Origin of the sequence: Geojedonia litorea (assembly GCF_042654525.1) — a bacterium.
Classification (GTDB): Bacteria; Bacteroidota; Bacteroidia; order Flavobacteriales; family Flavobacteriaceae; genus Geojedonia; species Geojedonia litorea.
In genome coordinates, this window is the sequence record NZ_JBHSGP010000007.1 from 26314 (window position 1) to 51172 (window position 24859).

The following is a 24859-nucleotide window of genomic DNA, read 5'->3' on the forward strand; positions in this document are numbered from 1 at the left end:
TTATTATTCTTTGATTCGTTCAGCGTACACAATATAGTATCTTGGTGTAAATAGTCTTAAGATGGGTCTAATTCCAAGGGTTTTGGTTGGGTTGGTCCATTTCTCTCTTGCAATAATTTTCCAACCGGCTTTTTTCAATAACCAATCAAATTGCCAATCTTCAAATTCATGGTAGTGTCGGTCCCACAAATCGGTTTTGCTTCTATATGCTGGAGCAAACCATAATTTTAAAGGGACACTGGCTACTAATTTGTTTGTTTTTATTGATTTTAAAACTGTGAAAGGAGATAACAGGTGTTCGAAAATCTCAAAAGCTGTCACAACATCCGCCTCACTGTTTTCAATGGCTGAAGTATCTAGATCTAAATCTTCTCCCATGGTATTTGTAACGGAATAACCATGAGAAGTCATAATTTTTGAAAACGGATTTTCAACTCCTAAATCTAAAATGGATTCAGAAGTTGATATGTGCTTTTGTAAAAACTCTAATGTGCGCTTAAAACGTTTATTTGGAAAAGTGTTTTCGTACATCTTTAGTTTCCGCACGAGCGGAAATCTTTTAGTATTAATATTTGTAAACTATAGCATTAATGTGCATTCCTGCACCAACACTTGCAAATATAATAACATCACCTTTAGTTAAGCTTTGATTCTCCAATTTATTGTTTTTAACCAAATCGAATAAGGTTGGGACCGTGGCTACTGAACTATTTCCCAACTTTTGAATACTCATGGGCATAATGCCTTCAGGAATGTCAGTTTTATACAGACGGTAAAAACGTTTTAAAATAGCTTCGTCCATTTTTTCATTTGCCTGATGTATAAATATCTTTTTTACATCTTTAATGTCGGTACCACTAGAATCCAAACAAGTTTTCATGGCATTTGGAACATTAGTTAAAGCAAATTCATAGATTTTACGGCCATCCATTTTTATATATCTCGTATCACGACATAAGTCTTGATTGTTGGAGTTTCCAAAGAACAAATAGTAGGCTTCATCATAGGTAAAGCTTGCACTTTCGTGTGCTAAAATACCACCTTCATCTTCAGTGGCTTCAATAATGGTGGCGCCAGCCCCATCCGAATAAATCATCGAATCCCGATCGTGTTTATCTACCACTCGAGAAAGGGTTTCAGATCCAATGACTAAACAACGTTTAGCCATGCCAGACTGGATGAAAGCTTTGGCTTGTATAACGCCTTCAATCCACCCGGGACATCCAAAAAGTATGTCGTAAGCCACACATTTTGGATTTTTTATTCTCAAACTGTGTTTTACTCGAGATGCCAAACAGGGAATCATATCACTTTGTATGGTATTATGCTTTACGTCCCCAAAATTATGTGCAACAATAATATAGTCGATTGTTTCAGGATCAATTTTAGCATCAGCAATTGCTTTTTCGGCTGCAAAAAATCCAAGATCAGATGAGGTTAAATGGTGCTTGGCATAACGACGTTCAGCAATACCAGTTATGGCCTTAAATTTATCGACGATAACTTCATTTGGATGGTCTATAGTAGAACCATCAGTATTTAAAAATTGATGTTGGTGAAAGTTTTCGTTTTTCTCTATAGTATCAGGGATATAGCTCCCTGTACCGGTGATCTTTATATTCATAAATGAAAAATGCCTTTAATAATTTTACTAATATATAAATATACAAGCAAAGAATTAAAGGCAAAAACTGCTAATATTTATTTTACGATGTTCAAATAGGTTTATGCTTCCATATACTCCTCAATTGGTGCACATGTACAGATTAAATTTCTATCGCCGTAAGCGTCATCTACACGTCGTACAGATGGCCAAAATTTATTGTTTTTTACATAGTCTAAAGGAAATGCTGCTTTTTCTCTGGAATAAGGCATTAGCCATTCATTAGCGGTGACTAATTCCAAAGTATGCGGTGCATTTTTTAAAACATTATTAGCATCTTCTTTCGATACACTGTCTATTTCTTTTTTGATGGATATCATAGCATCACAAAAACGATCCATTTCAGCCTTGCTTTCACTTTCTGTAGGTTCTATCATTAAAGTACCTGCAACTGGAAATGAAACGGTTGGTGCGTGAAATCCATAGTCCATTAATCGTTTGGCTATATCAACAACCTCAATGCCATTGGCTTTAAAAGCTCTACAATCTACAATCATTTCATGAGCAGCTCTTCCACGTTCTCCAGAGTAAAGTGTGTCAAAACTTCCTTGTAAACGTTGCTTAATATAGTTGGCATTTAAAATGGCGATTTTTGTGGCTTGCGTTAGACCTTCGGCGCCTAACATTTTAATGTAACCATAAGAAATTAAACAGGCCAATGCCGAACCAAAAGGCGCTGCAGAAATTGCCGTTATGGCTTTTTCACCTCCAGTTTTCACAACCGGATTTCCAGGTAAAAACGGAACTAGTTGTTTCGCAACACAAATAGGACCAACACCTGGGCCACCTCCACCATGCGGAATTGCGAATGTTTTATGTAAGTTCAAGTGACAAACGTCGGCTCCAATGTTTCCTGGGTTTGTTAAGCCTACTTGAGCATTCATGTTCGCACCATCCATATAAACTTGTCCGCCATTGTCATGGATAATTTTAGTGATTTCTTTTATGGCAGATTCATATACACCATGTGTTGATGGATAGGTTACCATTAAAGCGGCAAGGTTATTTTTGTGAAATTCGGCTTTTTCCCTTAAGTCATCAACATCAATATTTCCTTCTGTGGTTGATTTTGTAACTACCACTTTCATTCCAGCCATAACTGCACTGGCAGGGTTGGTGCCATGGGCTGATGATGGAATCAAACAAATATCACGATGGTGATCTCCTCGAGATTCATGATAGGCTTTAATAACCATTAATCCTGCGTATTCACCTTGAGCACCTGAATTAGGTTGCAATGAGGTTGCTGCAAAACCAGTTATTTCGGTTAATTGATCTTCTAATTCCTTTAAAACTTGTTGATAGCCTCTTGCTTGCTTTAATGGTGCAAAAGGATGAATATTACCCCATTTAAACCAACTTAATGGTAGCATTTCAGCTGCTGCATTAAGTTTCATTGTACATGATCCTAATGAAATCATGGAGTGGTTAAGAGATAAGTCTTTGCGCTCCAAAGATTTGATATAACGCATCAATTCGGTTTCAGAGTGATACGTATTGAATACTTCCAAACTCAAGAAATCTGATTGACGCTGCAAGCTTGGAGCAATTCTATTTTCTTCAGTTAATGAAGAAATTATAATAGTTTCCTTGTTGGCCGCTTCGGCAAAAATAGAAATGATATAATTTAAATCTCTTATTGACGTAGTTTCATTCAACGCAATGGTAACCGTTTCAGCATCTGGATAAAAGAAATTTACTTTCTTTTCTTTAGCTATCTTTTTTAACTTTTTCGCATCAGTTTTAATTTGAAGCGTGTCAAAATAGGATGTATTTGCCTGCTCATAACCTAATGCTTTTAACGCATTGGCTAATGTAGCAGCAGAATGATGAACTTTATTGGCTATAAACTCCAACCCTTGAGGCCCGTGATACACCGCATACATACTTGCCATAACGGCCAATAACACTTGAGCAGTACATATGTTTGAAGTGGCTTTATCGCGTTTAATATGTTGCTCACGGGTTTGTAAAGCCATACGCAAAGCTCGATTACCGTTAGCATCTTTTGTTACGCCAATAATACGCCCCGGAATATCTCGCTTATACATTTCTTTTGTTGCAAAATATGCAGCATGAGGTCCTCCGTAACCCATTGGAATTCCAAAACGTTGTGTGGTTCCTACTACAACATCTGCTCCAAATTTCCCTGGTGCTTCTAGTTTTACTAGACTTAAAATGTCAGCAGCAACAGCGACTTTAATTTGCGATGCTTGGGCTTTCTCTATAAATGATTTGATATCTGAAACTTGTCCATTTCGTCCAGGATATTGAATAATTGCTCCAAAAAACTCTGAGGAAAAATCAAAATCCGTTTCTTTACCAACCACTAATTCAACCCCAATTGGGGTTGATCGGGTTTGAAGTAATGATAAGGTTTGAGGTAAAATAGTATCTGAAACAAAGAATTTATTGACTTCAGCTTTTTTTTGCTCACGCTCTCTTACTGCGAATAGAAGGCTCATTGCTTCAGCCGCAGCGGTACTTTCGTCAAGTAGAGATGCATTGGCCAATTCCATACCCGTAAGATCGGTTACCATGGTCTGGAAATTTAGAAGGGCTTCCAATCGGCCTTGAGCAATTTCAGCTTGATAAGGCGTATAGGCTGTATACCAACCTGGATTTTCTAGAATATTACGTTGGATGACCGCTGGCAAAATGGTAGGATGATAGCCTAAACCGATATAGGTTTTGTAAACCTTATTTTTCTTTGACAGTTCATGGGCATGAATAAGATATTCATTTTCGGTCATTGGTTCGTCTAAATTCAATCCATTTTTTAAACGGATATCATTTGGAATGGTTTCGTTGATAAGCTGATCTAGAGAATCAACACCAATGGTTTTTAACATTTCTTGTTGATCTTCTTCACGAGGACCAATATGACGAAGTGCGAAAGCGTTTGTATTCATTAAAAATAGGTTCTGTTTTGAAGCGCAAAATTACATAAATCTTAAGGTATTTTGACTATGTAAATCCAAAGTTTTTAACGAATTATAACTGTTATTAACACTTTGCGTATTTTTGTGTTATGAAGGTGTTAAAGCAGATATTTGATTTTTATATCAATAGCAGCATTCATGTGGCTTTATCGGTTTTTTCGCTGGCTTGGATTACACTTCTAGAATTTAATTTGCCTTATGACGAATCTGTACTGTATTTTATATTTTACGCTACCATAACTGGTTATAATTTTGTCAAGTATTTTGGAATTGCAAAATTTCATCATCGCAGTTTGGCCAATTGGCTAAAAATCATTCAGCTGTTTTCATTGCTTTGCTTCATTTTATTAGGCTATTATGCAATTAGACTTGAAGTCAAAACCTTAATATATATTTCAATATTTGGGTTCGTGACATTTTTATATGCGATTCCTTTTTTGCCCAAACATTTATTTATGGATGAAAAGCAGAATTTAAGAAGCATTGGTGGCCTAAAAGTCTATGTGATTGCGTTAGTTTGGGCAGGAGTAACTGTATTTATACCTGTAATTAATGCGAATTATCCACTTGATTTAAATGTTTGTATTACCGCCCTCCAACGCTTCTTGTTAGTGGTTGCTTTAATGCTGCCGTTTGAAATTAGAGATCTTAATTATGATAGTTTAAAATTGTCAACTATCCCACAACTTATAGGTGTTAATCGCACCAAATTTCTTGGATTATTGTTGCTCTTGGGCTTTTGCTTAATGGAATTTTTAAAGGATAACTTAAACGCAATTCATGTTGTGAGTGCATGTGTTGTAGGTTTGGTTACTTTAATATTGATTTGCTTTTCAAGACAAGATCAAGGAAAGTATTACAGTGGGTTTTGGGTAGAAGGCATCCCAATAGTATGGTTGCTTTTAATTTTGCTGCTGTAGTTGTTCTTCAAATGATTTTTTTAAAGCCTTTTGTTCTTCGATTTTAAGACATTCAACTTTTGAAGATTTTATGGTTTTTGTTAGAGTCCGGTTTTTTTTGATGTAAGCCCGTGTAATTCTGCACCAAGACACACGAATATTTAATTTGATCTTTTCCCAAAAGGTCGATTCGCCATACTGTGATTTGTCACAGATGTGCTGTGCTTCTTCACATGATATAAAAAGAAAGTTTTTCTTCATATTATTTTTTAAACCAAGTTTCTTCCATGCAGCTGGCCATAGCTACTCTCGCTCTATGTATAATAACCCAAAGGTTAGACGCTGTGATATTTAGTTCATTACATATTGCTTCGGTTTCGTGGTTTAAAATGGTTTTCATCTTAAACACTTGAGCCTGTTTTTCGGGTAATTTACTTAAACAATTATAAATAGCATCCTCCAATTCAGAGTTTTCCATCACGTCTTCGGCCGTTTTATCAAACGGGTCTGCAACACGCTCTTCCAGCCAATCTCCTTCATTTTCATCACTGCTGTAGTTCATTCGTACTTCAGCTTTTCCTTTATTGGAATTTATTTTTCGATAATAATCGATGATTTTTCGTTTTAAAATTGAAATCAACCAAGTGCGTTCACTTGCTTCTCCTTTAAAATTTTTCATCGATTTTAAACCTGCAAAAAATGTGTCCTGTACCAAATCTTTGGCAATTTCTCTATCATTTACACGTGTTATGGTGTAATTGAAAAGATAATCGGCATAGTTATCAATCCATTTGTTAGGATCTATTTGATGATTTGGCATTTTCTTTTTCAGTTTATTCAAAAATAGAATAAAAAACTTATTTCTCAATCAACCCCGCACGTTTTAATAAGGCTTCGGGTTGTGGGGCCTTCCCTCTAAAACGTTTGTAAAGTATCATTGGGTCTTCAATACCACCTTGAGAAAGTATATTGTCTTTAAATTTTTCGGAGACAACTTCATTAAAAATACCTTCTTCTTTAAAATATTCAAAAGCGTCGGCATCCAAAACTTCAGCCCATTTATAGCTGTAGTAGCCAGAACTGTATCCGCCTTGAAAAATATGTGAAAACGATGTGCTCATACAGTTTTCGGCAACATCTGGAAAAAGTTTGGTATTTTCAAAAGCGTTAAGCTCATGGGCTTTTACATTATTGATTTTGGAAGGATCTTGACCATGCCAACTCATATCTAGTAAGCCAAAACTTAATTGGCGTAGTGTTTGCATCCCTTCGTGAAATGCTGCCGACTCCTTAATTTTGTTTACTAAATCCATAGGGATAACTTCACCGGATTCATAGTGGGTGGCAAACAGTTCCAGTGCTTCTTTCTCGTAACACCAATTTTCTAATACCTGACTTGGCAATTCTACAAAATCCCAAAATACGCTCGTTCCAGATAAACTAGGGTAAGTGGTATTAGCCAGCATTCCGTGCAGGGCATGACCAAATTCATGGAATAAGGTGGTGACTTCATTAAAGGTCAATAATGAAGGCTTTGTTTTGGTAGGTTTTGTAAAGTTACACACGATTGAAATGTGAGGTCTATCATTTATACCATTTTTGATGGCTTGAGACTTATATGAGGTCATCCAGGCGCCATTGCGTTTTCCAGGTCTAGGGAAAAAATCTGCGTAAAAAATGGAAATCAATTCACCTTTGGCATCAGTTACTTTATAGGTTAATACTTCTTGATGGTATTTGTCAATGGTATTTATTTCTTCAAATTTTAAACCAAACAAACGTTCTGCGATGATAAAAACACCATTGATAACATTTTCGAGTTTAAAATATGGCTTCAATTGTTCATCATCAAGGTCAAATAATTTTTGCTTGAGTTTTTCTGAATAATATGCCGAGTCCCACTTTTCTAAATGTGTTATCGCATCCAATTCCTTTGCGAAATTTTGTAGGGTATTAAATTCACGTTCGGCAGCTGGTTTAGCTTTTTCTAGAAGTTCATTCAAAAAAGTTTCTACAGTTTCTGGTGTTTTCGCCATACGCTCTTCTAAAACAAAATGCGCATGCGTTTTATAACCTAATAACTGCGCGCGTTTAAAACGAAGTTTGGCAATTTGCAGAACATTATCTTGATTGTCGAATTTATCTCCTTTGAAGGCTTTGGCACCGGCCGCAATGGCTACTTGTTTTCGCAGCTCGCGGTTATCGGCATAGGTAATAAAAGGGATATAGCTAGGGTAATCTAAAGTAATCAACCAACCATCTTTTCCTTTACTTTCAGCTAATTGCTTGGCTGCTTCTTTGGCACCTTCTGGCAATCCTGATAGATCATCTTCGTTGGTAATATGCAATTCATAATTGTTGGTTTCAGCCAACACATTTTCGCCAAATTTGAGTTTAAGTTTGCTCAACTTCTTATCAATAGTGCGTAATTGTTTCTTTTTCTCTTCTGATAAATTAGCGCCATTTCTAGAAAAACTCTTGTATTTTTTATCCAATAAGGTCTGCTGTTCTGTGTTCAAATTTAGACTGTCTTTAAGGTCATAAACAGTTTTAACTCGTTTAAACAGCTTTTCATTTAGCGTGATGTCATTACTAAATTCTGATAAAAGCGGTGACACTTTTTGGGCAATACTTTGAATTTTATCGTTGGTTTCGGCTGAATTCAAATTAAAAAACAGACTCGATATTCGTCCTAATTCTTCGCCAGAAAACTCTAAAGCCTCAATGGTATTTTGAAAAGTTGGTTGTTCAGGATTATTAACTATAACATCTATTTCGGATTTGGCTTTGGCAATGGACTTTTTAAAAGCTGGTAAAAAATGTTCGTCCTTAATTTGTGAAAAAGGTGCAGTATTGTAAGGTGTATTGAAAGGTGTATTTAGAATATTCATATTAAAGGGACACTACTATTTGTAAGTTATAGAGACAGGTTCGTGTTATTTTTCTTACTAGAGTATTGATTTACTGATAATTAACTAAAATTTATGTTGCGATTAAAAATATATTCTTACTTTTGCGAAAGAATCACGAAGAGAGTTTTTTTGTACTCTTTATAATTGATTAATAGCTTTAAAACCTCGATGTATATCGGGGTTTTTTAAATTAAATCCTTTGATGATTCTATAACTTTGCGCTTTAGACCTTCCTTGAAAATAACAATTTTATCTAATACACATTTATCTGAACTACCAATGATTTGTGCTGCTAAAATACCAGCATTTTTTGCGCCGTTAAGTGCAACTGTTGCAACAGGAACGCCTCCCGGCATTTGAAGTATAGATAAAACCGAATCCCAACCGTCAATAGAGTTACTGCTTTTAACAGGAACTCCTATCACGGGTAAAGGTGATAATGAAGCGATCATTCCTGGTAAATGAGCAGCGCCTCCAGCACCGGCAATAATAACCGATATCCCTCTGGTGTGCGCATTTTTTCCATAGTCGAACATTTTTTCTGGAGTTCTGTGCGCAGAAACAATGTCAACTTCAATTTCAATATCAAAGCCTTTTAAAATGTCTATGGCTTCTTGCATAACGGGAAGGTCACTTTTACTTCCCATGATGATTCCTACTTTACTCATAATTATTTACTTATCACCTTTACGGTATTTTTTACTTGTTCAGCTATTTGCCTTGCTGTATTGATGTCTTCATTGACAATAGTAACATGGCCCATTTTTCTGAATGGACGCGTTTGCTTTTTGCCGTAGATATGAGGCGTAACACCATCCATTTGCATGATAGCTTCAATGTTTTTATAGATTACGTCTCCCGAATACCCTTCAGCACCGACCAAATTTACCATAATTCCACCAACTTTACTATCTGTTTTTCCTAATGGAAGATTTAAAATCGCTCTTAAATGTTGTTCAAATTGCGAGGTGTAACTAGACTCAATAGTGTGATGCCCCGAATTATGAGGTCGTGGTGCTACTTCATTTACTAAAATCTCATCACTTTCGGTCTGAAACATTTCAACAGCCAATAGGCCAACATGATTAAAAGCATTTGATATTTTTAACGCTATTTCTTGCGCTTTTGCAGCGACATCGGTGTCAATTCGTGCAGGACAAATTACATATTCTACCTGATTGGCTTCCGGATGAAATTCCATTTCAACTACAGGGTATGTTTTGACTTCTCCTTTTTGATTTCGTGCAACAATTACTGCCAATTCGTTTTTAAAAGGAATCATGGTTTCAGCAATACATTCGCCTTTTGGTAATTCTTTTAAATCGTCAAAGGTTCGAACAACTTTAACACCGTTGCCATCATAACCAAATTGAGCGGCTTTCCAAACAAATGGAAACTGAAGTCCACCATTACGAATAGTATCTTCAATTTCAGACAAATAGGCGAATCTTGTAAAATCGGCTGTTGGGATATCATGGTCTTTATAAAATAATTTTTGGGTCGCCTTGTTTTGAATAATTCGCAATGTTTTTGATGAGGGATAAACGCTTAAACCTTCTTTTTCTAGCGCTTCAAGGGCATCAACATTTACGTTTTCAATTTCGAAGGTGAGCAGATCTACCTGTTTTCCAAAGTTATAAACAGTATCATAATCCAAAAGATCGCCTTTTACAAACGTGTTACAAGCTATTTTACAAGGCGCTTCATCACTGGCGTCTAATACATAGGTTTGAATATCAAATTTGCGGGTGTCGTACAACATCATTTTTCCTAATTGACCACCACCAAGAATACCGAGTTTAAAGTTTGAAGAGAAATAATTCATAATAGCTCCCATGTTTGTGGGAATATTTTTAAAGAGGTTTATTATAAATTTTGCTTTTGCTCTGCAAAAATACACTTAAAAATGGAACAAACTTCCAAAATCATATTTCAAAAATGGTTATACGTCGATCTATTGGTTATCTTTGCACTTCTAAAATAAAAACAAGTGATTAAGCTTCATGATTTACATTTTAAGCCTTTTATTTCGGAAGAAGAGATAGAGGCTGCGGTTAAACGTATGGCTCAAACCATTGCCAATGACTTGAAAGATGAGGTGCCTGTTTTTGTAGGTATTTTGAATGGATCATTCATGTTTGTGAGTGATTTTGTAAAAAAATATCCAAAACCTTGCGAAGTGACTTTTATTAAGCTGGCATCGTATGAAGGTGTGAAATCAACTGAAGATATTCAGCGATTGATTGGCTTAACCCAAGACCTGTCAGGTCGAACAGTTGTGATTTTAGAAGACATTATAGATTCTGGAAATACTTTGGCAGAAGTCTATCGTATTTTCAAAAGCGAGAATGTAAAGAACTTATATATAGCGACTTTATTTTATAAACCTGAAGCCTATAAAAAGGATTTTAAACTGCATTATGTAGGTATTGAAATTCCTGATAGATTTATTGTAGGGTATGGTTTAGATTATAACGGATTAGGTCGTGATTTACCATCAGTATATCAACTTAAACAAACACAATACATGACTAACATTGTACTATTTGGGCCTCCAGGTGCCGGAAAAGGAACACAAGCTAATTTTTTAAAAGAAAAATACAATCTTGTACATATTTCAACTGGAGATGTCTTTCGATTTAATATCAAAAACGAAACAGCTCTAGGCATGTTAGCCAAATCGTATATGGATAAAGGTGATTTGGTTCCAGATCAAGTTACCATTGATATGTTAAATGCTGAAGTTGAGAAAAATGCCGACGCCAATGGCTTTATTTTTGACGGTTTTCCGCGTACTAATGCCCAAGCCGATGCTTTAGACCAACTTATGGATAGTAAGGATTCACAAATAAATGCCATGATTGCGTTAGAAGTTGATGATGAAGTATTGGTAAAGCGACTTTTGGAGAGAGGAAAAACAAGTGGAAGGCCTGATGACGCTGACGAAACCATTATAAGAAATCGAATCAAAGAATATTACAATAAAACAGCTGTTTTAAAGGATTATTATTCTGCACAAAACAAGTACTTTGGTGTTGATGGTGTTGGAAGCATAGAAGAAATTACAAAACGCTTAAGCCAAGTAATAGATAATCTTTAATTGGTATTGAATCGATGAATTGTTAAAACGTTTAATTGATTAACCTCAAGTATTCTAAAATATTATTGATAACCCTCTGAAATTTCATTTAAACAGATAAACAGTTCAACTTTTAAACAAGACTATGACCGAAGGGAATTTTGTTGATTATGTAAAAATACACGTGTCATCCGGAAACGGAGGTAAAGGCTCTATGCATTTACATCGCGAAAAATATGTGGCCAAAGGAGGTCCAGATGGTGGCGATGGTGGACGAGGAGGTCACGTGATTATAAAAGGCAACAAAAACTTATGGACACTGTTGCATTTAAAGTTTAAACGCCATATTAAAGCTGAACATGGTGAACATGGTAGTAGCGCCAGAAGTACAGGCGCAGATGGTAAAGATGCCTTTATAGAAGTGCCTTTAGGAACTGTTATTCGAGATGCTGAAACCAACGATATTCTTTTTGAAATTACAGAAGATGGCGAAGAAAAGATTGTTGTTGAAGGCGGTATGGGAGGCCGTGGAAATTGGCATTTCAAATCGGCCACTAATCAAACACCGCGTTACGCACAACCAGGCATACCATTAGAAGAAAAGACCATTTTAATGGAGCTAAAAGTGTTGGCCGATGTTGGATTGGTTGGTTTTCCAAATGCAGGAAAATCGACATTACTGTCGGTAATAACATCTGCCAAACCAAAAATTGCCGACTATGAATTTACGACGTTAAAACCTAATTTAGGGATTGTTAAGTATCGTGATTTTCAAACCTTCGTTATGGCAGATATACCTGGTATAATTGAAGGCGCTGCTGAAGGCAAAGGTCTTGGTCATTATTTTTTAAGGCATATTGAACGCAATTCTGTACTTTTATTTTTGATCCCGGCAGATGCTGATGATATATTGAAACAGTATGAAATCCTATTGGACGAATTGCGACGCTACAACCCCGAAATGCTTGATAAGGAACGCCTGATAGCCATTTCAAAATGTGACATGTTGGATGATGAGCTAAAGTCTGAATTAAAGATTGAATTAGATAAAACATTACCTATAAAATATCTGTTTATTTCTTCGGTAGCACAGCAAGGTATCACTGAATTAAAGGATAGTTTGTGGAAGATGTTGAATGATTAATTGTTATGAGAGATTATATTAAAACTATAATTGAATATAATGATAATAGATTGAGCAGATTATTCGCTGTTTTCATCCAAGTTCTCATTTTTATATCTATTATTTCATTTTCAATTGAAACCATTCCAAACTTAAAGCCGCAAACACGAGTCATTCTGCAATCCATTGAAGTATTTTGTGTCGTTATTTTTACAATTGAATACCTGCTTCGAATTTATGTGGCGAATCATAAACTCAAGTTTATATTCAGTTTTTTTGGTCTTATTGACTTTTTAGCAATTCTGCCTTTTTACTTGTCATTTGGATTAGATTTGAGATCACTAAGGGCCTTGAGGTTTTTTAGACTTTTTAGAATTTTAAAACTGGCACGCTATAACAAAGCGATCAACCATTTTTCCAGAGCAATTAAATCTGCAAGAGAGGAAATATTTTTGTTTATTTTTATTACGCTTATCTTAATATATTTCTCTGCAGTTGGTATCTATTATTTTGAAAATCAAGAACAGCCTGAACATTTTTCTTCAATTTTTGACAGTTTGTGGTGGGCTATAATAACCCTTACAACTGTTGGCTATGGAGATATTTACCCAATAACAGTAGGAGGTAAGGTCTTTACATTTTTAATTTTAATGATTGGTTTGGGCATTGTAGCGGTTCCTACCGGTATTATTTCTTCAGCTTTGACCAAATCTGTGGATGACAAAACATCAAAATAATTTTTCGTTATCTTTAAACTAAAAAGAAATGAAAACCTTATCCCCAATTTTAGTTCTCCTACTTTTTATGTCATGTGCTCCAATTAGAGTGAATTATGACTATGAGAGAGGCACTGATTTTTCAACCTATAAAACCTATAATTATTATCAAGACCTAAATACAGGTTTAAGTGAATTGGATACAAATCGCCTATTGGATGCTTTGGATGCTGGGTTACAAGCCAAAGGCTTTTCGTTGTCAGAAACACCAGATTTTTTCATCAATATTGTAAGTGATGAATATCAAGAAGCACAGCGCAATTCGGTAGGAGTGGGTATGGGCGGAACAGGACGTAATGTTGGTGGTGGTATATCTATTGGAATACCAATAGGCCAAAGCTCTATAAACCGTCAAATTATTTTCGATTTTGTAGATGAAAATGGAAAAGGACTTTTTTGGCAAGCCGTAAGTGAAAGTTCCTATAATCCAAATGCTACACCAGAACAAAGAGAAACAAAATTAAAGGCGATTGTTGATAAAGTATTATCAGGATATCCGCCAAAAAAATAATAAAATCAGATAAATCATGAAAACATTAAGTAGTAAGGTGGCGCTAATAACCGGTGGTACCAAAGGCATTGGTTTTGGTATCGCTCAAAGTTTGTTAGAGGAAGGTATTAATGTTGCTATTACAGGAAGAGATCTAACAACTGCACAAGATACTGCAAAAGAATTGAATGCCGGATTGAATTCTAAAGCAAAAGCAATTGGTTTACAAGCAGATGTAAGAAACTTTGAGAGTCAAAAGAAGGCAGTTGAAAGTATAATGGCACAGTTTGGACAATTAGATATCGTAATAGCTAATGCCGGTTTAGGGCATTTTGCAAGTATCGAAGACTTAACACCAGCACAATGGCAAGAAACGATTGATACCAATTTAACCGGTGCTTTTTATACCATTAAAGCCAGTGTTGATGCGTTAAAACAGTCTAAAGGCTATTATATTACTATTTCCAGTTTGGCAGGCGCCAATTTTTTCGCCAAAGGTTCTGCCTATAATGCCAGTAAATTTGGACTTACCGGTTTTACACAAGCCGTGATGCTCGATTTGCGCCATCATGGAATCAAAGTGAGTACCATAATGCCGGGATCGGTATCTACCTATTTCAACGGGAATGAACCTGACCATAGTGATGCTTGGAAGATTCAAATTGAAGATATCGGCGAATTGGTCATCGATTTACTAAAAATGAATCCCAGAACTTTACCAAGCAAGATTGAGGTCAGGCCAAGTATGCCACCTAGTAAATAAATTCAATATTAATTCTATTTAACGTGAAGTCGAACACCTTCACTATGACTGCTAAATTCTGGTGCGTACATACTTTGTATGGTGGTTATACCATTGCTCATATTACCGGCATTGTTGACCCTTAAATCATATTCAAATCCACATACGCTTTTTGATAATCCGTCGGCTTCAAAAGCAATTACTTTTTGCCAAAGATTTTGTAATTATTAGATTGAGCATTTGAGAAATTTGCAAAAAGAAGAAGTAGCATTAGTGAATTTAATAGCTTCATATATTATATTTTAAAATCTGATTGACTGTTTTTTACGTAAAATTATATGAGTTTTTTATTTAAAGACTAAATATAAAATCCTTACGTTGTTAAAGTGAAGTTAACTATTTTTAAAGTTAACTCCATTAACTTTATTTTGGATTCACAAAAACAATTCCAATAGAACGTTTAGATTTGCAATTGCATGAAAAAATATGTTATGAGGGCTTTTATTCTTCTCTTTATGTTTCCAGCTTGTGTCTGGAGTCAGGCAGCAATTGTTCAGGCAGAACAGTTATTTACTCAAAAACAATACGCCAAAGCTGAACTGGTGTTAAATACTTATGTTTCCAGTTCGCCAAAAGATTTGAAGGCCCTTGAGCTATTAGGTGATGCTTATGGTCATCAAAAGAAATGGGACAATGCGATAGAACTGTACAAAAAATTAGTCTCTGCTCAACCTAACAACGCTAATTATCATTACAAGTATGGTGGGGCGTTAGGTATGAAAGCCCTAACGGTAAGCAAGCTTACGGCATTGTCCATAATAGACGATGTAAAAGAAGCATTTTTAAAAGCGGCCGAATTAGATCCAACACATATAAACACAAGATGGGCATTGGTTGAACTCTACATGCAATTACCTGGAATAGTAGGTGGAAGCAAGAGTAAATCCTTCAAGTATGCCGAAGAGTTGGAAAAACTTTCAAAGGTTGATGGTTACTTAGCAAAAGGGTACATTTATGAATACGATAATGAGCCTAAAAAGGCAGAATATTATTATAAAATGGCGATTAATGAAGGTGGCTCGTTGTTTTGTTTCAATAAGTTGACCACATTTTACGAAAAGCAAAAGGAGCCTCAAAAGGTTCTTGCCAATCTTGAAGCTACCCAACAAAAACATAAGCGCAATGCCCTTTATTACCAAATTGGAAAAGTTGCTGCCGAATATAATATTGAGCTCAATAAAGGAGAGCAATGTTTACATCACTATTTGAAAAATTATTCAGGAGAAGATGGCGTGCCTAAAGCTTGGGCTAATTATCGTTTGGCCCAGATCTATAAACATAAAGGTGAAAAAAATAGAGCCCTTGAATACATTGATAAGGCCATCACCGAGCTACCAAAATCAAAGCAGTTCCTCGAAGAAAGAAAAGATATTAGCGCACTTCGGTAAAATTTTGCGCATAGTAATTCAGTAGTCTTAAAAGGAAGTATAGTGAAACATACAGTAGGGGTTATAATAAAAAAACATGCTAGTATTCGTGGCTAAAAAACTGGCAATCCTTATATTTACCGTCTTCAAAATAGGTTTATGAACGTACATTTTATAGCAATTGGTGGTGCTGCCATGCACAATCTGGCCATTGCTTTGCACAATAAGGGTTATCAAGTAACAGGAAGTGATGATGAAATATTTGATCCTTCAAAATCGAGATTGGCAGCCAAAGGCCTTCTACCGGAAACTTATGGTTGGTTTCCTAATAAAATCAATGCCAACCTAGATGCTATTGTACTGGGAATGCATGCTAAAGCTGATAATCCAGAACTTTTAAAAGCTCAAGAATTAGGCCTTAAAATTTTCAGTTATCCCGAATTTTTATACGAACAATCCAAAACTAAAACACGTGTAGTAATTGGTGGAAGCCATGGTAAAACCACAATAACGTCCATGATTTTACATGTAATGCACTATCACGACAAAGATGTAGACTATATGGTTGGCGCGCAATTGGAGGGCTTTGAAGTTATGGTGAAGTTGACCGAGGACAATGATTTTATAGTGCTAGAAGGTGATGAATATTTAAGTTCACCAATTGATAGACGACCTAAATTTCACTTATATAAACCAAACATCGCCTTGTTAAGCGGTATTGCTTGGGACCATATTAATGTTTTTCCAACTTATGAGAACTATGTGGAGCAGTTCAGCATATTTGTGGACAGTGTTGTTAAAGGCGGAAGTATGAATTATAATGAAGAAGATCCTGAAGTAAAGCGGGTTGTTGAAGCTTCTGAAAATACCATCAGAAAATTGCCTTATCGCACACCTGAATATTCGGTTGAAATTGGTCAGACGCTTTTAGAAACCCCGGAAGGGCCTTTGCCTATTGAGGTATTTGGCAAACATAATCTGAATAATTTAGCAGGAGCCAAATGGATTTGTCAACATATGGGAATTGACGAAGATGATTTTTATGAAGCTATTGCTACATTTAAGGGTGCCAGTAAGCGCCTCGAAAAGATTGCTGAAAGTAAAACAAGTGTGGCTTATAAGGATTTTGCACATTCGCCTAGCAAAGTAGAAGCCACTTCCAGAGCCGTTAAGGAACAATACAGTGATAGACGATTGTTAGCTTGTTTGGAGTTGCACACCTATAGCAGCTTAAATGCTGAATTTTTAAAGGAATATAAAGGCGCTTTGGATGCGGCAGATGTTGCGGTTGTATTTTACTCACCACATGCCGTTGAAATAAAGAAACTGGAAGAAGTTACCGAAACACAAATAGCCGAAGCCTTTGAGCGGGAGGATTTAATCATTTACACCAATCCAAATGATTTTAAACAATTTCTGTTTACTCAAAACCTCAATAATACAGCATTGTTATTAATGAGCTCTGGAAATTATGGTGGTTTGGATTTTGATGAGGTTAAAGGGTTGATAAATTAGTCCTTCTTTTTATTAAGTTAGGAAGATTTATTCCATCTTTTCCTTAAAAAACGCAATTGTTCTGCTCCAAGCCAAATCGGCAGCTTCTTTATCGAATCGAGGCGTTGTATTGTTATGAAATCCGTGATTAACTTCCGGATAAAAATGAGCTGTATGTTCAATATTATGTTCCTTAAGTGCTTTTTCATAGTCTTCCCAACCTGCATTTACACGAGTGTCAAGACCTGCAAATTGTAACATTATCGGTGCTTTTATATGCGCGGTTTCCTCGGCAGAAGGTTGCCCGCCATAAAACGGTACAGCAGCAGACAACGTAGGAATCCTTACGGCCATCATATTGGCAATCCAGCCCCCAAAACAAAACCCAACAGCACCTATTTTACCTGTACAAAGCTCATGTGCGTGTAAATGATGATAGGCAGCAATAAAGTCTTCTAACATTTCGTTTCGATCGCGTTCACGTTGCATTGTTCTACCTTCGTCATCATTTCCAGGATAGCCTCCAAGTGGCGAAAGCGCATCAGGTGCAAGTGTGATAAAACCTTCGAGTGCAGCTCTACGAGCGGTATCTTCAATATAAGGATTCAGCCCACGATTTTCATGGATGACCACAATTCCGGGTAATTTACCATTGGCATCTTTAGGGTAGGATAATAAGCCTTTAATCGTTCCACCACCTTGTGGGGATTCATAATTAATATATTCCGAAACTAATCGTTCATCATCTGGTTGAACCAATATAGAATCCACATAATTTGGAGATACAAAACTTAATAAGGAACCAACGGTAATACCGCCAACGGCATAAAGAGAGAGTTTTTCCACAAACTGACGGCGGTTGATTTTATTGTGTGCATAATCATCGTAAAGGTCAAATACTTCTTGACTGATATCTTCTTTCTTTAGTGATTTCATGATAAATGGTTTTTATTTATTAGTATCCAAAAAAGTGAAAAAAGTAAGAGTGTTGTAATAAAATAAATCGTTACATTTTTTATTTTATTAAGTTTAATATTCTTACGAATTTTCCTTTTTACTTGTTCAATTTCGTCTTTTGTAAAATTTTGTTTTCCGTTTTTTGGATTGGAAATTTTACCTCTTAATTCTGCTTCAAAAAGTTCGCGAAGTTTTTTGGAAGGTTTTCGAGGTTTACGAGTGTAAACATCTTTATTCATTCCAAAACCCATATATCCCATATCAATTGATTCCTATAAATTTACAACAAAAATTAAAACACTTTATCCAAAAATAGTTTAATGCTTTCTTGATTAGTGCGTATGAGTTCTTGGCGAGCATTTTCAATATCCCTTGGCTTTTTATCTTGCGAGAGTTTGAATTTTCCTTCCCAATCTTCAATGGTAATTTCAAACATCTCAATATACTTTAGGTTACTGTCCAGTCTAGGGTTATTGTGTTCTAAGACATACTTATGGTCAGGAGCTTCTAAAAATTCGGTCATTTTAATAAGCGATTCTTTCAAGGCTTCCTTACTTTCAATAGCTTTTACCCTACATTTTAAATGCACCCGAATGTAGTTCCAAGTTGGTAATTGCGTTGTTGAGTAAATACTAGGCGAAATATAACATTGCGGACCGTAAAACAACACCGTAAGTGGGTTGTCATTTTTTAATAACTGCGCCTGTGGATTATAAATGTCTATATGACCAATGAGCTTTCCGTCTTCACGATAAATTAAAGGAAGATGGGTTATCAATGGTTCATTATCCTTGACAGAGATAATTGTTGCCAATGGGTAAGTTTTAATCACATCTATCATGTGATTGATATCGTTATCTTGATGATGTTTTGGAGGGTAATTCAAAAGAATTTTAAAGCTAAAATGTTAAACACCAAATTGTTTTAAATGATGGTCTAAATGTTTGTACTGCATTTTGCCCCATTGTTCGGTTGTAAACTGTCCACAAACCGGGTGTGGAGGCCATGAATTTTGATCTTTTTTTGAATGTAACTCATGGATAAGTTCAACCAATTTTGTTTTTTCATTTGTAAACATTTTATCATCTACAATTTTATACTCTTTGGTTGTTGGTAAACTACGTTTCCAAGGTTTATCGTCATAAAGGGATTCCTTAAAAAGCAAAAATAATAGCCTCATAATCCTATTAGGCTTTTTAAGTGTAAGCTTTCCTAAAGGGACTTTTAAAGGTTCACAGCAATGCGCCAACATTTGAGCCACATCCATTTTTCCCCATTGGGGTTGAGTATGTTCATTCAACGCATTAATTCTGTTTAAGATTTCGTTATAATCGTCAGATATAAACAAAGATTTCATAACTCATCATTTAAAATTGTTTGTGAAATTTACAATATTTATATTTAGCATATGCAAGAAAAATTAACCTCTTTTTCTATTAAAAATTGGTCAGAAGACGACCGACCACGAGAGAAGCTCCTACAAAAGGGTACCACGGCTTTAAGTGATGCTGAATTAATTGCTATTTTAATAGGTTCGGGTAATAAAGATGAAAGTGCAGTGGCCTTAAGTCAGCGTATTTTGGCAAGTGCCGATTTCAATTTAAATCAACTCGGAAAGTTTTCAGTTCAGCAGTTAATGCAATTTAAAGGCATTGGTGAAGCTAAAGCCATTACTATTGCAGCTGCTATGGAGTTGGGAAGACGTAGGCGAGGTGAGGAGGCATTAGAAAAGAAGAAAATTACTTCCAGTGTTTCAGTTTTTGAATTAATGCAACCTATTATAGGAGAACTGCCTCACGAAGAATTCTGGATTATTTATGTTAATAATTCCAATAAGGTCATTCAAAAGCAACAGTTAAGTAAAGGTGGAATTACGGGTACATTGGTCGATGTTAGGTTGGTATTAAAAACAGCTTTAGAAGTTGGTGCTACTGGGTTAATTCTTGCCCATAATCATCCGTCTGGAACTTTAAAGCCCAGTGAAGCCGATAAACAATTGACACAGAAATTAAAAACTGCAGCTCAAAATTTAGATATTAAAGTGTTGGATCATTTAATAGTAACCGAAAAGGCCTACTTTAGCTTTGCCGATGAAAACTTGCTTTAAATGCTTCTTGTTTACACCCATAATATAACTCCAAGAATTAAATACACCTTTAAACAGCTGTGTTTACGTATTCTAGATATTCCTGTAGATTTTACATCTAGTATAGAAGCATTCATCGCTCATGATAGCCTGAAGATGTCGTATACTAGGCAGCCTTTGGGAAATGAGATTTTTATAAAATGCCATGAATTGTTATTTGAACAGGGGTTGAGTGATGTTGAAATTCATGTGCATGAGTGGGAGGGTACTAAATACTTTTTTCCAACCAACGAAAAAAGCAGCCTACCTTATGATATTTTCGCGGCTTCCTTTTATTTGTTGAGCCGTTTTGAAGAATATTTGCCTCATGTTAAAGATGAGTTTGGTCGCTTTACCGCCACAGAGAGTTTAGCTTATAAAAACGGATTTTTGCAACAACCTGTAATAGATATTTGGGCCTATAAATTTAAATCAGTTTTAGAACAGCAGTTTCCAGACTTTCAATTTCCCAAAAAAAGATATGGTATTCAGCCCATCATAGATGTACCAATGGCCTATTATTTTAAACAGAAAGGCTTGTTGAGAACTTTGGGTGGTACATTAAATGACCTGATTAGATTAAAGTTTAAGCGCTTTTATGAACGCTATTTAGTCTTGTTCGGATTTAAGCGAGACCCATATGATACTTTTAAGTGGATTATAAATAGACAAAAGAAATCTGAATTTAAATTCATCTTCTTTTTTCTAATTGGTGATTATTCAACGTATGATAAGAACATAAATGTCAATAAAAAGAAATTTGTATCCTTAATTAAATCGGTTGCAGATTATAGTAGAGTGGGATTAAAAGTTTCGTTTTTTGCCCTAGAAAATATTGATATTTTGAAAAAAGAGAAGAAAAAAATGGAGGCTATCATCAATTATGAACTTGAAGCGTCTCGTAATTCGTTTTCAAAAGTCAATCTTCCAGAATGTTATAGAAATTTAATTGAGCTAGAAATTAAAGAAGACTACACCATGGGCTATCTCAATCACATTGGATTTAGAGCCGGCACTTGTACGCCTTTTTTATTTTATGATCTAGACTATGAGATACAAACACCTTTATTGATTCAGTCGTTTCATTGTATAGACTTTGCGCTCCTAAAAAAGCATTCGTTTTTGGATAAAAAGGAAGAATTACAACGCCTAATAGACCAAGTAAAGAACGTTAATGGTACATTTACACCACTTTTCCATAATTATACTTTTAGCGATTATGAGCGTTGGAAGGGATTTAGAGAGTTATTTTCAATAGTATTAGATTCTGCCTATGATAACTAATGGTATAAAACATGTATTTTTTGATCTCGATCACACCTTATGGGATTTTGATAAAAATTCGGCATTGACTTTTCAAAAAATATTCGAATTACATAATATTAGCGTTGCAATACAAGATTTTTTAGCGGTTTATGAACCCATAAATTTGAATTATTGGAAACTTTACCGAGAAGAAAAAATTGATAAGTCCAATCTTCGTTATAGACGACTTAAAGACACCTTTGATCATTTAAATTTCAATGTTGAAGATTCTATAATTAATAAGCTTTCTATTGATTACATTGAGCATTTATCGTCATATAACCACCTATTTGATGGCACCGTAGAATTATTAGAATATTTACTGCCAAAATATCAATTGCATATTATCACCAATGGGTTTGAGGAGGTTCAATTAAAAAAAATGACAAAATCTAATATTGCTCAATATTTCAAAACGATTACTAATTCTGAAACTGCTGGAGTCAAAAAACCAAACCCAATTATTTTTAATCACGCTTTAACCGCCGCCAATGCCTTTCCAAATGAGAGTATTATGATTGGAGATAATTTTGAAGCTGATATATTGGGTGCGCTGGAGGTTGGTTATGATGCCATTTTTTTTAATATTAGAAACGAAGTCATCGAACCAAAAATTAAACAGGTAAAATATTTATTGGATATAAAAATGTACCTTTAAAATCCTTAATGTATATTTATATTTTGAAATTAAATTCTTTAGAAATGAAAAAATTCCTTCTTTTAGTTTTTGCAATTTTATTGCTTCAGTTTAAACTATCAGCCCAAGAAAACATCAATAATTTTAAATATGTAATTGTTCCTACGTCATACAATTTTCTTGAAGGTCAGGATCGATATCAACTCAATTCATTGACTAAATTCTTATTCAATAAATATGGCTTTACTGCTTTTTTACAGAATGAAGACTTTCCACAAGACCTTAAAAATAATAGATGTATGGCGATGTTTGTTAATGTTGATAAGGAAAAAGCGTTTTTAAGAACTAAATTAAGAATTGATCTTCTAGATTGTAATGGTAATCTAATAACCTCTTCCAGAGTTGGAGCAACTAATGAAAAAGAATTCGATAAGGCTTATAACTTGGCTTTGAGAGATGCTTTTGAAACCTTTCAACATGCAAACTATAGCTATGAACCTGGTAATACTGCTGTTGCGTCAACAACAAATCAGCCAGTGGTAAACGAGAATCTTGCTGAAAAGGAAAAGGAAATTGAGCGATTACAGGATGAATTAAAGTCTTTAAAAGAAGAGAAAAAAGAACCTGTTAAAGAGGTTGAGGTTCCTGTAGCGGTTATAAAGGAAGAACCTAAAATTGAAACAAAAACTGAAGTGGTAAAACCTAAAGTAAACGAAGTAAAAATAGAAGTTAAGGAAGCTTCAAACTTACTCTATGCACAGCCTATTGCTAATGGTTTTCAGGTTGTAGATTTAACACCTAAAATCGTTATGATTATACTAGAAACGGCAAAAAAAGATACGTTTGTTGTAAAAGACGATAATGCTATTGTTTATAAAGAAAATGGACTTTGGTACCTTTCCAGAAATGATGGTAGCAAGGTATCCATAGAGCCTTTAAATATTAAATTTTAGTAGTTATATTTATCCTTCCAACGCTGTTTTAAAAACTCGCGATGGGTATTTTCCCTTGCGTTATTTCCTGGCTCGTAAAGTTTTGTATTTGTTATAGAGTCAGGAAGAAATTCGTGCATTGCGAAATTTTGTTCATAATTGTGCGCGTAATGGTAGTTGTCACCATAACCTAATTCCTTCATTAATTTGGTAGGTGCATTTCTAATAGATAACGGTACTGATAGATCGCCAGTTTCCTTTACCAATTGTTGCGCTTTACCAATTGCTTCATAAGCTGAATTACTTTTAGGTGAACTCGCCAAATATATAGTACATTGACTTAAAATAATTCGAGATTCAGGATGCCCAATTATAGATACGGCCTGAAAGGTGTTGTTGGCCATTATCAAGGCCGTGGGATTAGCATTGCCAATATCTTCACTGGCAAGAATCAAAAGGCGTCTAGCAATAAACTTAACATCCTCACCACCTTCAATCATACGTGCCAACCAATATACTGCAGCGTTTGGATCGCTTCCTCGTATGGATTTTATAAAGGCCGAAATGATATCGTAATGTTGCTCACCTGTTTTGTCATAACGCACAGTATTATTTTGCACTTTTGTAGCAACGATGTCATTGGTTATGGTAATGGAATCGTCTGGATTAAAAGAAGTAACAATAAGTTCAAAAATATTCAATAATTTTCTGGCGTCACCACCAGAAAGCCTAATCAGGGTTTCGGTTTCTTCTAAATTAATATCGAATTTAGACAGATATTCATCTTCTTCAATTGCGCGTTTTAATAAAGCTTCTAAATCTATTTTGTTGAATGAATTTAAAACATAAACCTGACAGCGAGATAATAAAGCAGGTATCACCTCAAAACTAGGGTTTTCGGTAGTTGCACCAATTAGGGTAACCCAACCTTTTTCAACTGCCTGCAATAAAGAATCTTGCTGCGACTTGCTAAATCTATGAATTTCGTCAATAAATAATATTGGATTTTTTGTAGTAAAAAGTCCACCACTTTGCTTGGCTTTATCAATCACCTCTCTAATATCCTTGACTCCAGAATTTATAGCGCTTAAGGTGTAAAATGGACGGTTAGATTCATTGGCAATAATATTGGCCAATGTTGTTTTTCCAGTGCCAGGTGGCCCCCAAAAAATCATAGAGGGGATAACACCTTGTTTTAATTGCAGCGTTAAAACACCTTGCTCTCCTACTAAATGAGTTTGGCTTAAATAATCTTTTAATTGTTTTGGTCTTAATCGCTCTGCTAACGGTGTGTTCATAAAGTAAAATTACAAAATACTAGGTGACAATATTTCATTTAATCCATTTTTGGTTAAC

General features: G+C 35.2%; 25 protein-coding genes and 1 pseudogene. 12 read left to right on the top strand and 14 right to left on the bottom strand.

The window, feature by feature from the left end:
• Window positions 1-3: 3 nt before the first annotated feature.
• The 3 genes from ACFO5O_RS03665 to gcvP form a co-directional block, all read right to left on the bottom strand.
• Window positions 4-531 carry a methyltransferase domain-containing protein gene (locus ACFO5O_RS03665; protein ID WP_387961346.1) on the bottom strand — a complete coding sequence of 176 codons (528 nt, stop codon included), beginning with the start codon at window positions 529-531 and terminating at the stop codon, window positions 4-6.
• Between the two features lie 34 nt (window positions 532-565).
• The gene (locus ACFO5O_RS03670) at window positions 566-1624 is read right to left on the bottom strand and encodes a 3-oxoacyl-ACP synthase III family protein (protein ID WP_387961077.1); all 1059 of its coding nucleotides are present in this window, start codon (window positions 1622-1624) and stop codon (window positions 566-568) included.
• A 101-nt stretch (window positions 1625-1725) separates the two neighbouring features.
• Entirely contained in the window at window positions 1726-4575 is a 2850-nt protein-coding gene (gene gcvP / locus ACFO5O_RS03675) for an aminomethyl-transferring glycine dehydrogenase (RefSeq protein WP_387961079.1), read from the bottom strand.
• A 119-nt stretch (window positions 4576-4694) separates the two neighbouring features.
• Here gcvP and ACFO5O_RS03680 point away from each other — a divergent pair, with 119 nt between their 5' ends.
• A complete protein-coding gene (locus ACFO5O_RS03680; RefSeq protein ID WP_387961081.1) occupies window positions 4695-5525 on the top strand; it encodes a UbiA prenyltransferase family protein in 831 nt (276 codons plus the stop codon).
• On the opposite strand, the gene ACFO5O_RS03685 is transcribed toward ACFO5O_RS03680, so the two are convergent.
• The 5 genes from ACFO5O_RS03685 to ACFO5O_RS03705 form a co-directional block, all read right to left on the bottom strand.
• Window positions 5508-5765 (bottom strand): hypothetical protein, encoded by a 258-nt coding sequence (locus ACFO5O_RS03685; protein ID WP_387961083.1) that lies wholly within the window; start codon window positions 5763-5765, stop codon window positions 5508-5510. The genes ACFO5O_RS03680 and ACFO5O_RS03685 overlap by 18 nt on opposite strands.
• A 1-nt stretch (window position 5766) precedes the next feature.
• Window positions 5767-6324 (bottom strand): sigma-70 family RNA polymerase sigma factor, encoded by a 558-nt coding sequence (locus ACFO5O_RS03690; protein WP_387961085.1) that lies wholly within the window; start codon window positions 6322-6324, stop codon window positions 5767-5769.
• Between the two features lie 37 nt (window positions 6325-6361).
• Window positions 6362-8395, bottom strand: coding sequence for a M3 family metallopeptidase (locus ACFO5O_RS03695; RefSeq protein WP_387961087.1), 2034 nt, complete (start codon window positions 8393-8395; stop codon window positions 6362-6364).
• 206 nt (window positions 8396-8601) lie between these two features.
• Window positions 8602-9084, bottom strand: coding sequence for a 5-(carboxyamino)imidazole ribonucleotide mutase (purE, locus tag ACFO5O_RS03700; protein WP_387961089.1), 483 nt, complete (start codon window positions 9082-9084; stop codon window positions 8602-8604).
• A 2-nt stretch (window positions 9085-9086) separates the two neighbouring features.
• Complete coding sequence (locus tag ACFO5O_RS03705) at window positions 9087-10241, bottom strand: 5-(carboxyamino)imidazole ribonucleotide synthase (protein WP_387961091.1); 1155 nt, start codon at window positions 10239-10241, stop codon at window positions 9087-9089.
• A gap of 165 nt (window positions 10242-10406) precedes the next feature.
• Between ACFO5O_RS03705 and ACFO5O_RS03710 the strand changes: the two genes are divergently transcribed.
• The 5 genes from ACFO5O_RS03710 (at window position 10407) to ACFO5O_RS03730 (ending at window position 14647) form a co-directional block, all read left to right on the top strand.
• Complete coding sequence (locus ACFO5O_RS03710) at window positions 10407-11516, top strand: adenylate kinase (RefSeq protein WP_387961093.1); 1110 nt, start codon at window positions 10407-10409, stop codon at window positions 11514-11516.
• Window positions 11517-11640: 124 nt separating this feature from the next.
• Window positions 11641-12639 (top strand): GTPase ObgE, encoded by a 999-nt coding sequence (obgE, locus tag ACFO5O_RS03715; protein WP_387961095.1) that lies wholly within the window; start codon window positions 11641-11643, stop codon window positions 12637-12639.
• A 5-nt stretch (window positions 12640-12644) separates the two neighbouring features.
• Complete coding sequence (locus ACFO5O_RS03720) at window positions 12645-13355, top strand: ion transporter (protein WP_387961097.1); 711 nt, start codon at window positions 12645-12647, stop codon at window positions 13353-13355.
• Between the two features lie 28 nt (window positions 13356-13383).
• A complete protein-coding gene (locus ACFO5O_RS03725; RefSeq protein WP_387961099.1) occupies window positions 13384-13905 on the top strand; it encodes a DUF4136 domain-containing protein in 522 nt (173 codons plus the stop codon).
• 16 nt (window positions 13906-13921) lie between these two features.
• The gene (locus tag ACFO5O_RS03730) at window positions 13922-14647 is read left to right on the top strand and encodes an SDR family oxidoreductase (RefSeq protein ID WP_387961101.1); all 726 of its coding nucleotides are present in this window, start codon (window positions 13922-13924) and stop codon (window positions 14645-14647) included.
• Window positions 14648-14661: 14 nt separating this feature from the next.
• Here the strand turns inward: ACFO5O_RS03730 and ACFO5O_RS03735 are convergent.
• Window positions 14662-14820: pseudogene (locus ACFO5O_RS03735) on the bottom strand (alpha-2-macroglobulin family protein); the annotation flags it as partial.
• Window positions 14821-15102: 282 nt separating this feature from the next.
• Here ACFO5O_RS03735 and ACFO5O_RS03740 point away from each other — a divergent pair.
• Both ACFO5O_RS03740 and ACFO5O_RS03745 read left to right on the top strand, forming a co-directional pair.
• The gene (locus tag ACFO5O_RS03740) at window positions 15103-16074 is read left to right on the top strand and encodes a tetratricopeptide repeat protein (RefSeq protein ID WP_387961103.1); all 972 of its coding nucleotides are present in this window, start codon (window positions 15103-15105) and stop codon (window positions 16072-16074) included.
• Between the two features lie 138 nt (window positions 16075-16212).
• On the top strand, window positions 16213-17568 hold the full coding sequence (locus ACFO5O_RS03745; protein ID WP_387961105.1) for a UDP-N-acetylmuramate--L-alanine ligase: 1356 nt from the start codon (window positions 16213-16215) through the stop codon (window positions 17566-17568).
• 27 nt (window positions 17569-17595) lie between these two features.
• On the opposite strand, the gene ACFO5O_RS03750 is transcribed toward ACFO5O_RS03745, so the two are convergent.
• From ACFO5O_RS03750 to ACFO5O_RS03765, 4 genes are read right to left on the bottom strand one after another with little or no spacing between them, the layout of a single operon-like run.
• Window positions 17596-18483, bottom strand: a complete 888-nt coding sequence (locus ACFO5O_RS03750) for a dienelactone hydrolase family protein (RefSeq protein WP_387961107.1) — start codon at window positions 18481-18483, stop codon at window positions 17596-17598.
• Window positions 18480-18764: a hypothetical protein gene (locus ACFO5O_RS03755; RefSeq protein ID WP_387961108.1), complete on the bottom strand. Its 285-nt coding sequence runs from the start codon at window positions 18762-18764 to the stop codon at window positions 18480-18482. The genes ACFO5O_RS03750 and ACFO5O_RS03755 overlap by 4 nt, the downstream gene beginning before the upstream one ends.
• Window positions 18765-18796: 32 nt before the next feature.
• Complete coding sequence (locus ACFO5O_RS03760; protein ID WP_387961109.1) at window positions 18797-19390, bottom strand: FMN-binding negative transcriptional regulator; 594 nt, start codon at window positions 19388-19390, stop codon at window positions 18797-18799.
• Window positions 19391-19411: 21 nt separating this feature from the next.
• Window positions 19412-19861, bottom strand: a complete 450-nt coding sequence (locus tag ACFO5O_RS03765) for a DUF1569 domain-containing protein (RefSeq protein ID WP_387961110.1) — start codon at window positions 19859-19861, stop codon at window positions 19412-19414.
• Between the two features lie 51 nt (window positions 19862-19912).
• On the opposite strand from ACFO5O_RS03765, the gene radC reads away from it, so the two are divergent.
• Genes radC through ACFO5O_RS03785 form a run of 4 tightly spaced genes read left to right on the top strand, consistent with a single transcriptional unit; the run spans window position 19913 to window position 23524 of the window.
• Window positions 19913-20611, top strand: coding sequence for a RadC family protein (gene radC, locus ACFO5O_RS03770; RefSeq protein WP_387961112.1), 699 nt, complete (start codon window positions 19913-19915; stop codon window positions 20609-20611).
• Window positions 20612-21913: a polysaccharide deacetylase family protein gene (locus ACFO5O_RS03775; protein ID WP_387961114.1), complete on the top strand. Its 1302-nt coding sequence runs from the start codon at window positions 20612-20614 to the stop codon at window positions 21911-21913.
• Window positions 21903-22592 carry a YjjG family noncanonical pyrimidine nucleotidase gene (locus tag ACFO5O_RS03780; RefSeq protein WP_387961116.1) on the top strand — a complete coding sequence of 230 codons (690 nt, stop codon included), beginning with the start codon at window positions 21903-21905 and terminating at the stop codon, window positions 22590-22592. The genes ACFO5O_RS03775 and ACFO5O_RS03780 overlap by 11 nt, the downstream gene beginning before the upstream one ends.
• Before the next feature lie 44 nt (window positions 22593-22636).
• Entirely contained in the window at window positions 22637-23524 is an 888-nt protein-coding gene (locus ACFO5O_RS03785) for an LSm family protein (RefSeq protein ID WP_387961118.1), read from the top strand.
• On the opposite strand, the gene ACFO5O_RS03790 is transcribed toward ACFO5O_RS03785, so the two are convergent.
• Window positions 23521-24801: a replication-associated recombination protein A gene (locus tag ACFO5O_RS03790; RefSeq protein ID WP_387961120.1), complete on the bottom strand. Its 1281-nt coding sequence runs from the start codon at window positions 24799-24801 to the stop codon at window positions 23521-23523. The genes ACFO5O_RS03785 and ACFO5O_RS03790 overlap by 4 nt on opposite strands.
• Window positions 24802-24859: the final 58 nt, after the last annotated feature.

What these genes read in the sequence shown, in the direction of transcription:
- ACFO5O_RS03780 (WP_387961116.1), top strand. Translation starts at nt 21,903, where the DNA reads ATGATAACTAATGGTATAAAACATGTATTTTTTGATCTCGATCACACC.
- ACFO5O_RS03725 (WP_387961099.1), top strand. Translation starts at nt 13,384, where the DNA reads ATGAAAACCTTATCCCCAATTTTAGTTCTCCTACTTTTTATGTCATGT.
- ACFO5O_RS03730 (WP_387961101.1), top strand. Translation starts at nt 13,922, where the DNA reads ATGAAAACATTAAGTAGTAAGGTGGCGCTAATAACCGGTGGTACCAAA.
- ACFO5O_RS03765 (WP_387961110.1), bottom strand. Translation starts at nt 19,861, where the DNA reads ATGAAATCTTTGTTTATATCTGACGATTATAACGAAATCTTAAACAGA.
- ACFO5O_RS03775 (WP_387961114.1), top strand. Translation starts at nt 20,612, where the DNA reads ATGCTTCTTGTTTACACCCATAATATAACTCCAAGAATTAAATACACC.
- ACFO5O_RS03685 (WP_387961083.1), bottom strand. Translation starts at nt 5,765, where the DNA reads ATGAAGAAAAACTTTCTTTTTATATCATGTGAAGAAGCACAGCACATC.
- ACFO5O_RS03705 (WP_387961091.1), bottom strand. Translation starts at nt 10,241, where the DNA reads ATGAATTATTTCTCTTCAAACTTTAAACTCGGTATTCTTGGTGGTGGT.
- purE (WP_387961089.1), bottom strand. Translation starts at nt 9,084, where the DNA reads ATGAGTAAAGTAGGAATCATCATGGGAAGTAAAAGTGACCTTCCCGTT.
- ACFO5O_RS03755 (WP_387961108.1), bottom strand. Translation starts at nt 18,764, where the DNA reads ATGGGATATATGGGTTTTGGAATGAATAAAGATGTTTACACTCGTAAA.
- gcvP (WP_387961079.1), bottom strand. Translation starts at nt 4,575, where the DNA reads ATGAATACAAACGCTTTCGCACTTCGTCATATTGGTCCTCGTGAAGAA.
- obgE (WP_387961095.1), top strand. Translation starts at nt 11,641, where the DNA reads ATGACCGAAGGGAATTTTGTTGATTATGTAAAAATACACGTGTCATCC.
- ACFO5O_RS03680 (WP_387961081.1), top strand. Translation starts at nt 4,695, where the DNA reads ATGAAGGTGTTAAAGCAGATATTTGATTTTTATATCAATAGCAGCATT.
- ACFO5O_RS03690 (WP_387961085.1), bottom strand. Translation starts at nt 6,324, where the DNA reads ATGCCAAATCATCAAATAGATCCTAACAAATGGATTGATAACTATGCC.
- ACFO5O_RS03750 (WP_387961107.1), bottom strand. Translation starts at nt 18,483, where the DNA reads ATGAAATCACTAAAGAAAGAAGATATCAGTCAAGAAGTATTTGACCTT.
- ACFO5O_RS03670 (WP_387961077.1), bottom strand. Translation starts at nt 1,624, where the DNA reads ATGAATATAAAGATCACCGGTACAGGGAGCTATATCCCTGATACTATA.
- ACFO5O_RS03740 (WP_387961103.1), top strand. Translation starts at nt 15,103, where the DNA reads ATGAAAAAATATGTTATGAGGGCTTTTATTCTTCTCTTTATGTTTCCA.
- ACFO5O_RS03790 (WP_387961120.1), bottom strand. Translation starts at nt 24,801, where the DNA reads ATGAACACACCGTTAGCAGAGCGATTAAGACCAAAACAATTAAAAGAT.
- radC (WP_387961112.1), top strand. Translation starts at nt 19,913, where the DNA reads ATGCAAGAAAAATTAACCTCTTTTTCTATTAAAAATTGGTCAGAAGAC.
- ACFO5O_RS03665 (WP_387961346.1), bottom strand. Translation starts at nt 531, where the DNA reads ATGTACGAAAACACTTTTCCAAATAAACGTTTTAAGCGCACATTAGAG.
- ACFO5O_RS03695 (WP_387961087.1), bottom strand. Translation starts at nt 8,395, where the DNA reads ATGAATATTCTAAATACACCTTTCAATACACCTTACAATACTGCACCT.
- ACFO5O_RS03785 (WP_387961118.1), top strand. Translation starts at nt 22,637, where the DNA reads ATGAAAAAATTCCTTCTTTTAGTTTTTGCAATTTTATTGCTTCAGTTT.
- ACFO5O_RS03745 (WP_387961105.1), top strand. Translation starts at nt 16,213, where the DNA reads ATGAACGTACATTTTATAGCAATTGGTGGTGCTGCCATGCACAATCTG.
- ACFO5O_RS03720 (WP_387961097.1), top strand. Translation starts at nt 12,645, where the DNA reads ATGAGAGATTATATTAAAACTATAATTGAATATAATGATAATAGATTG.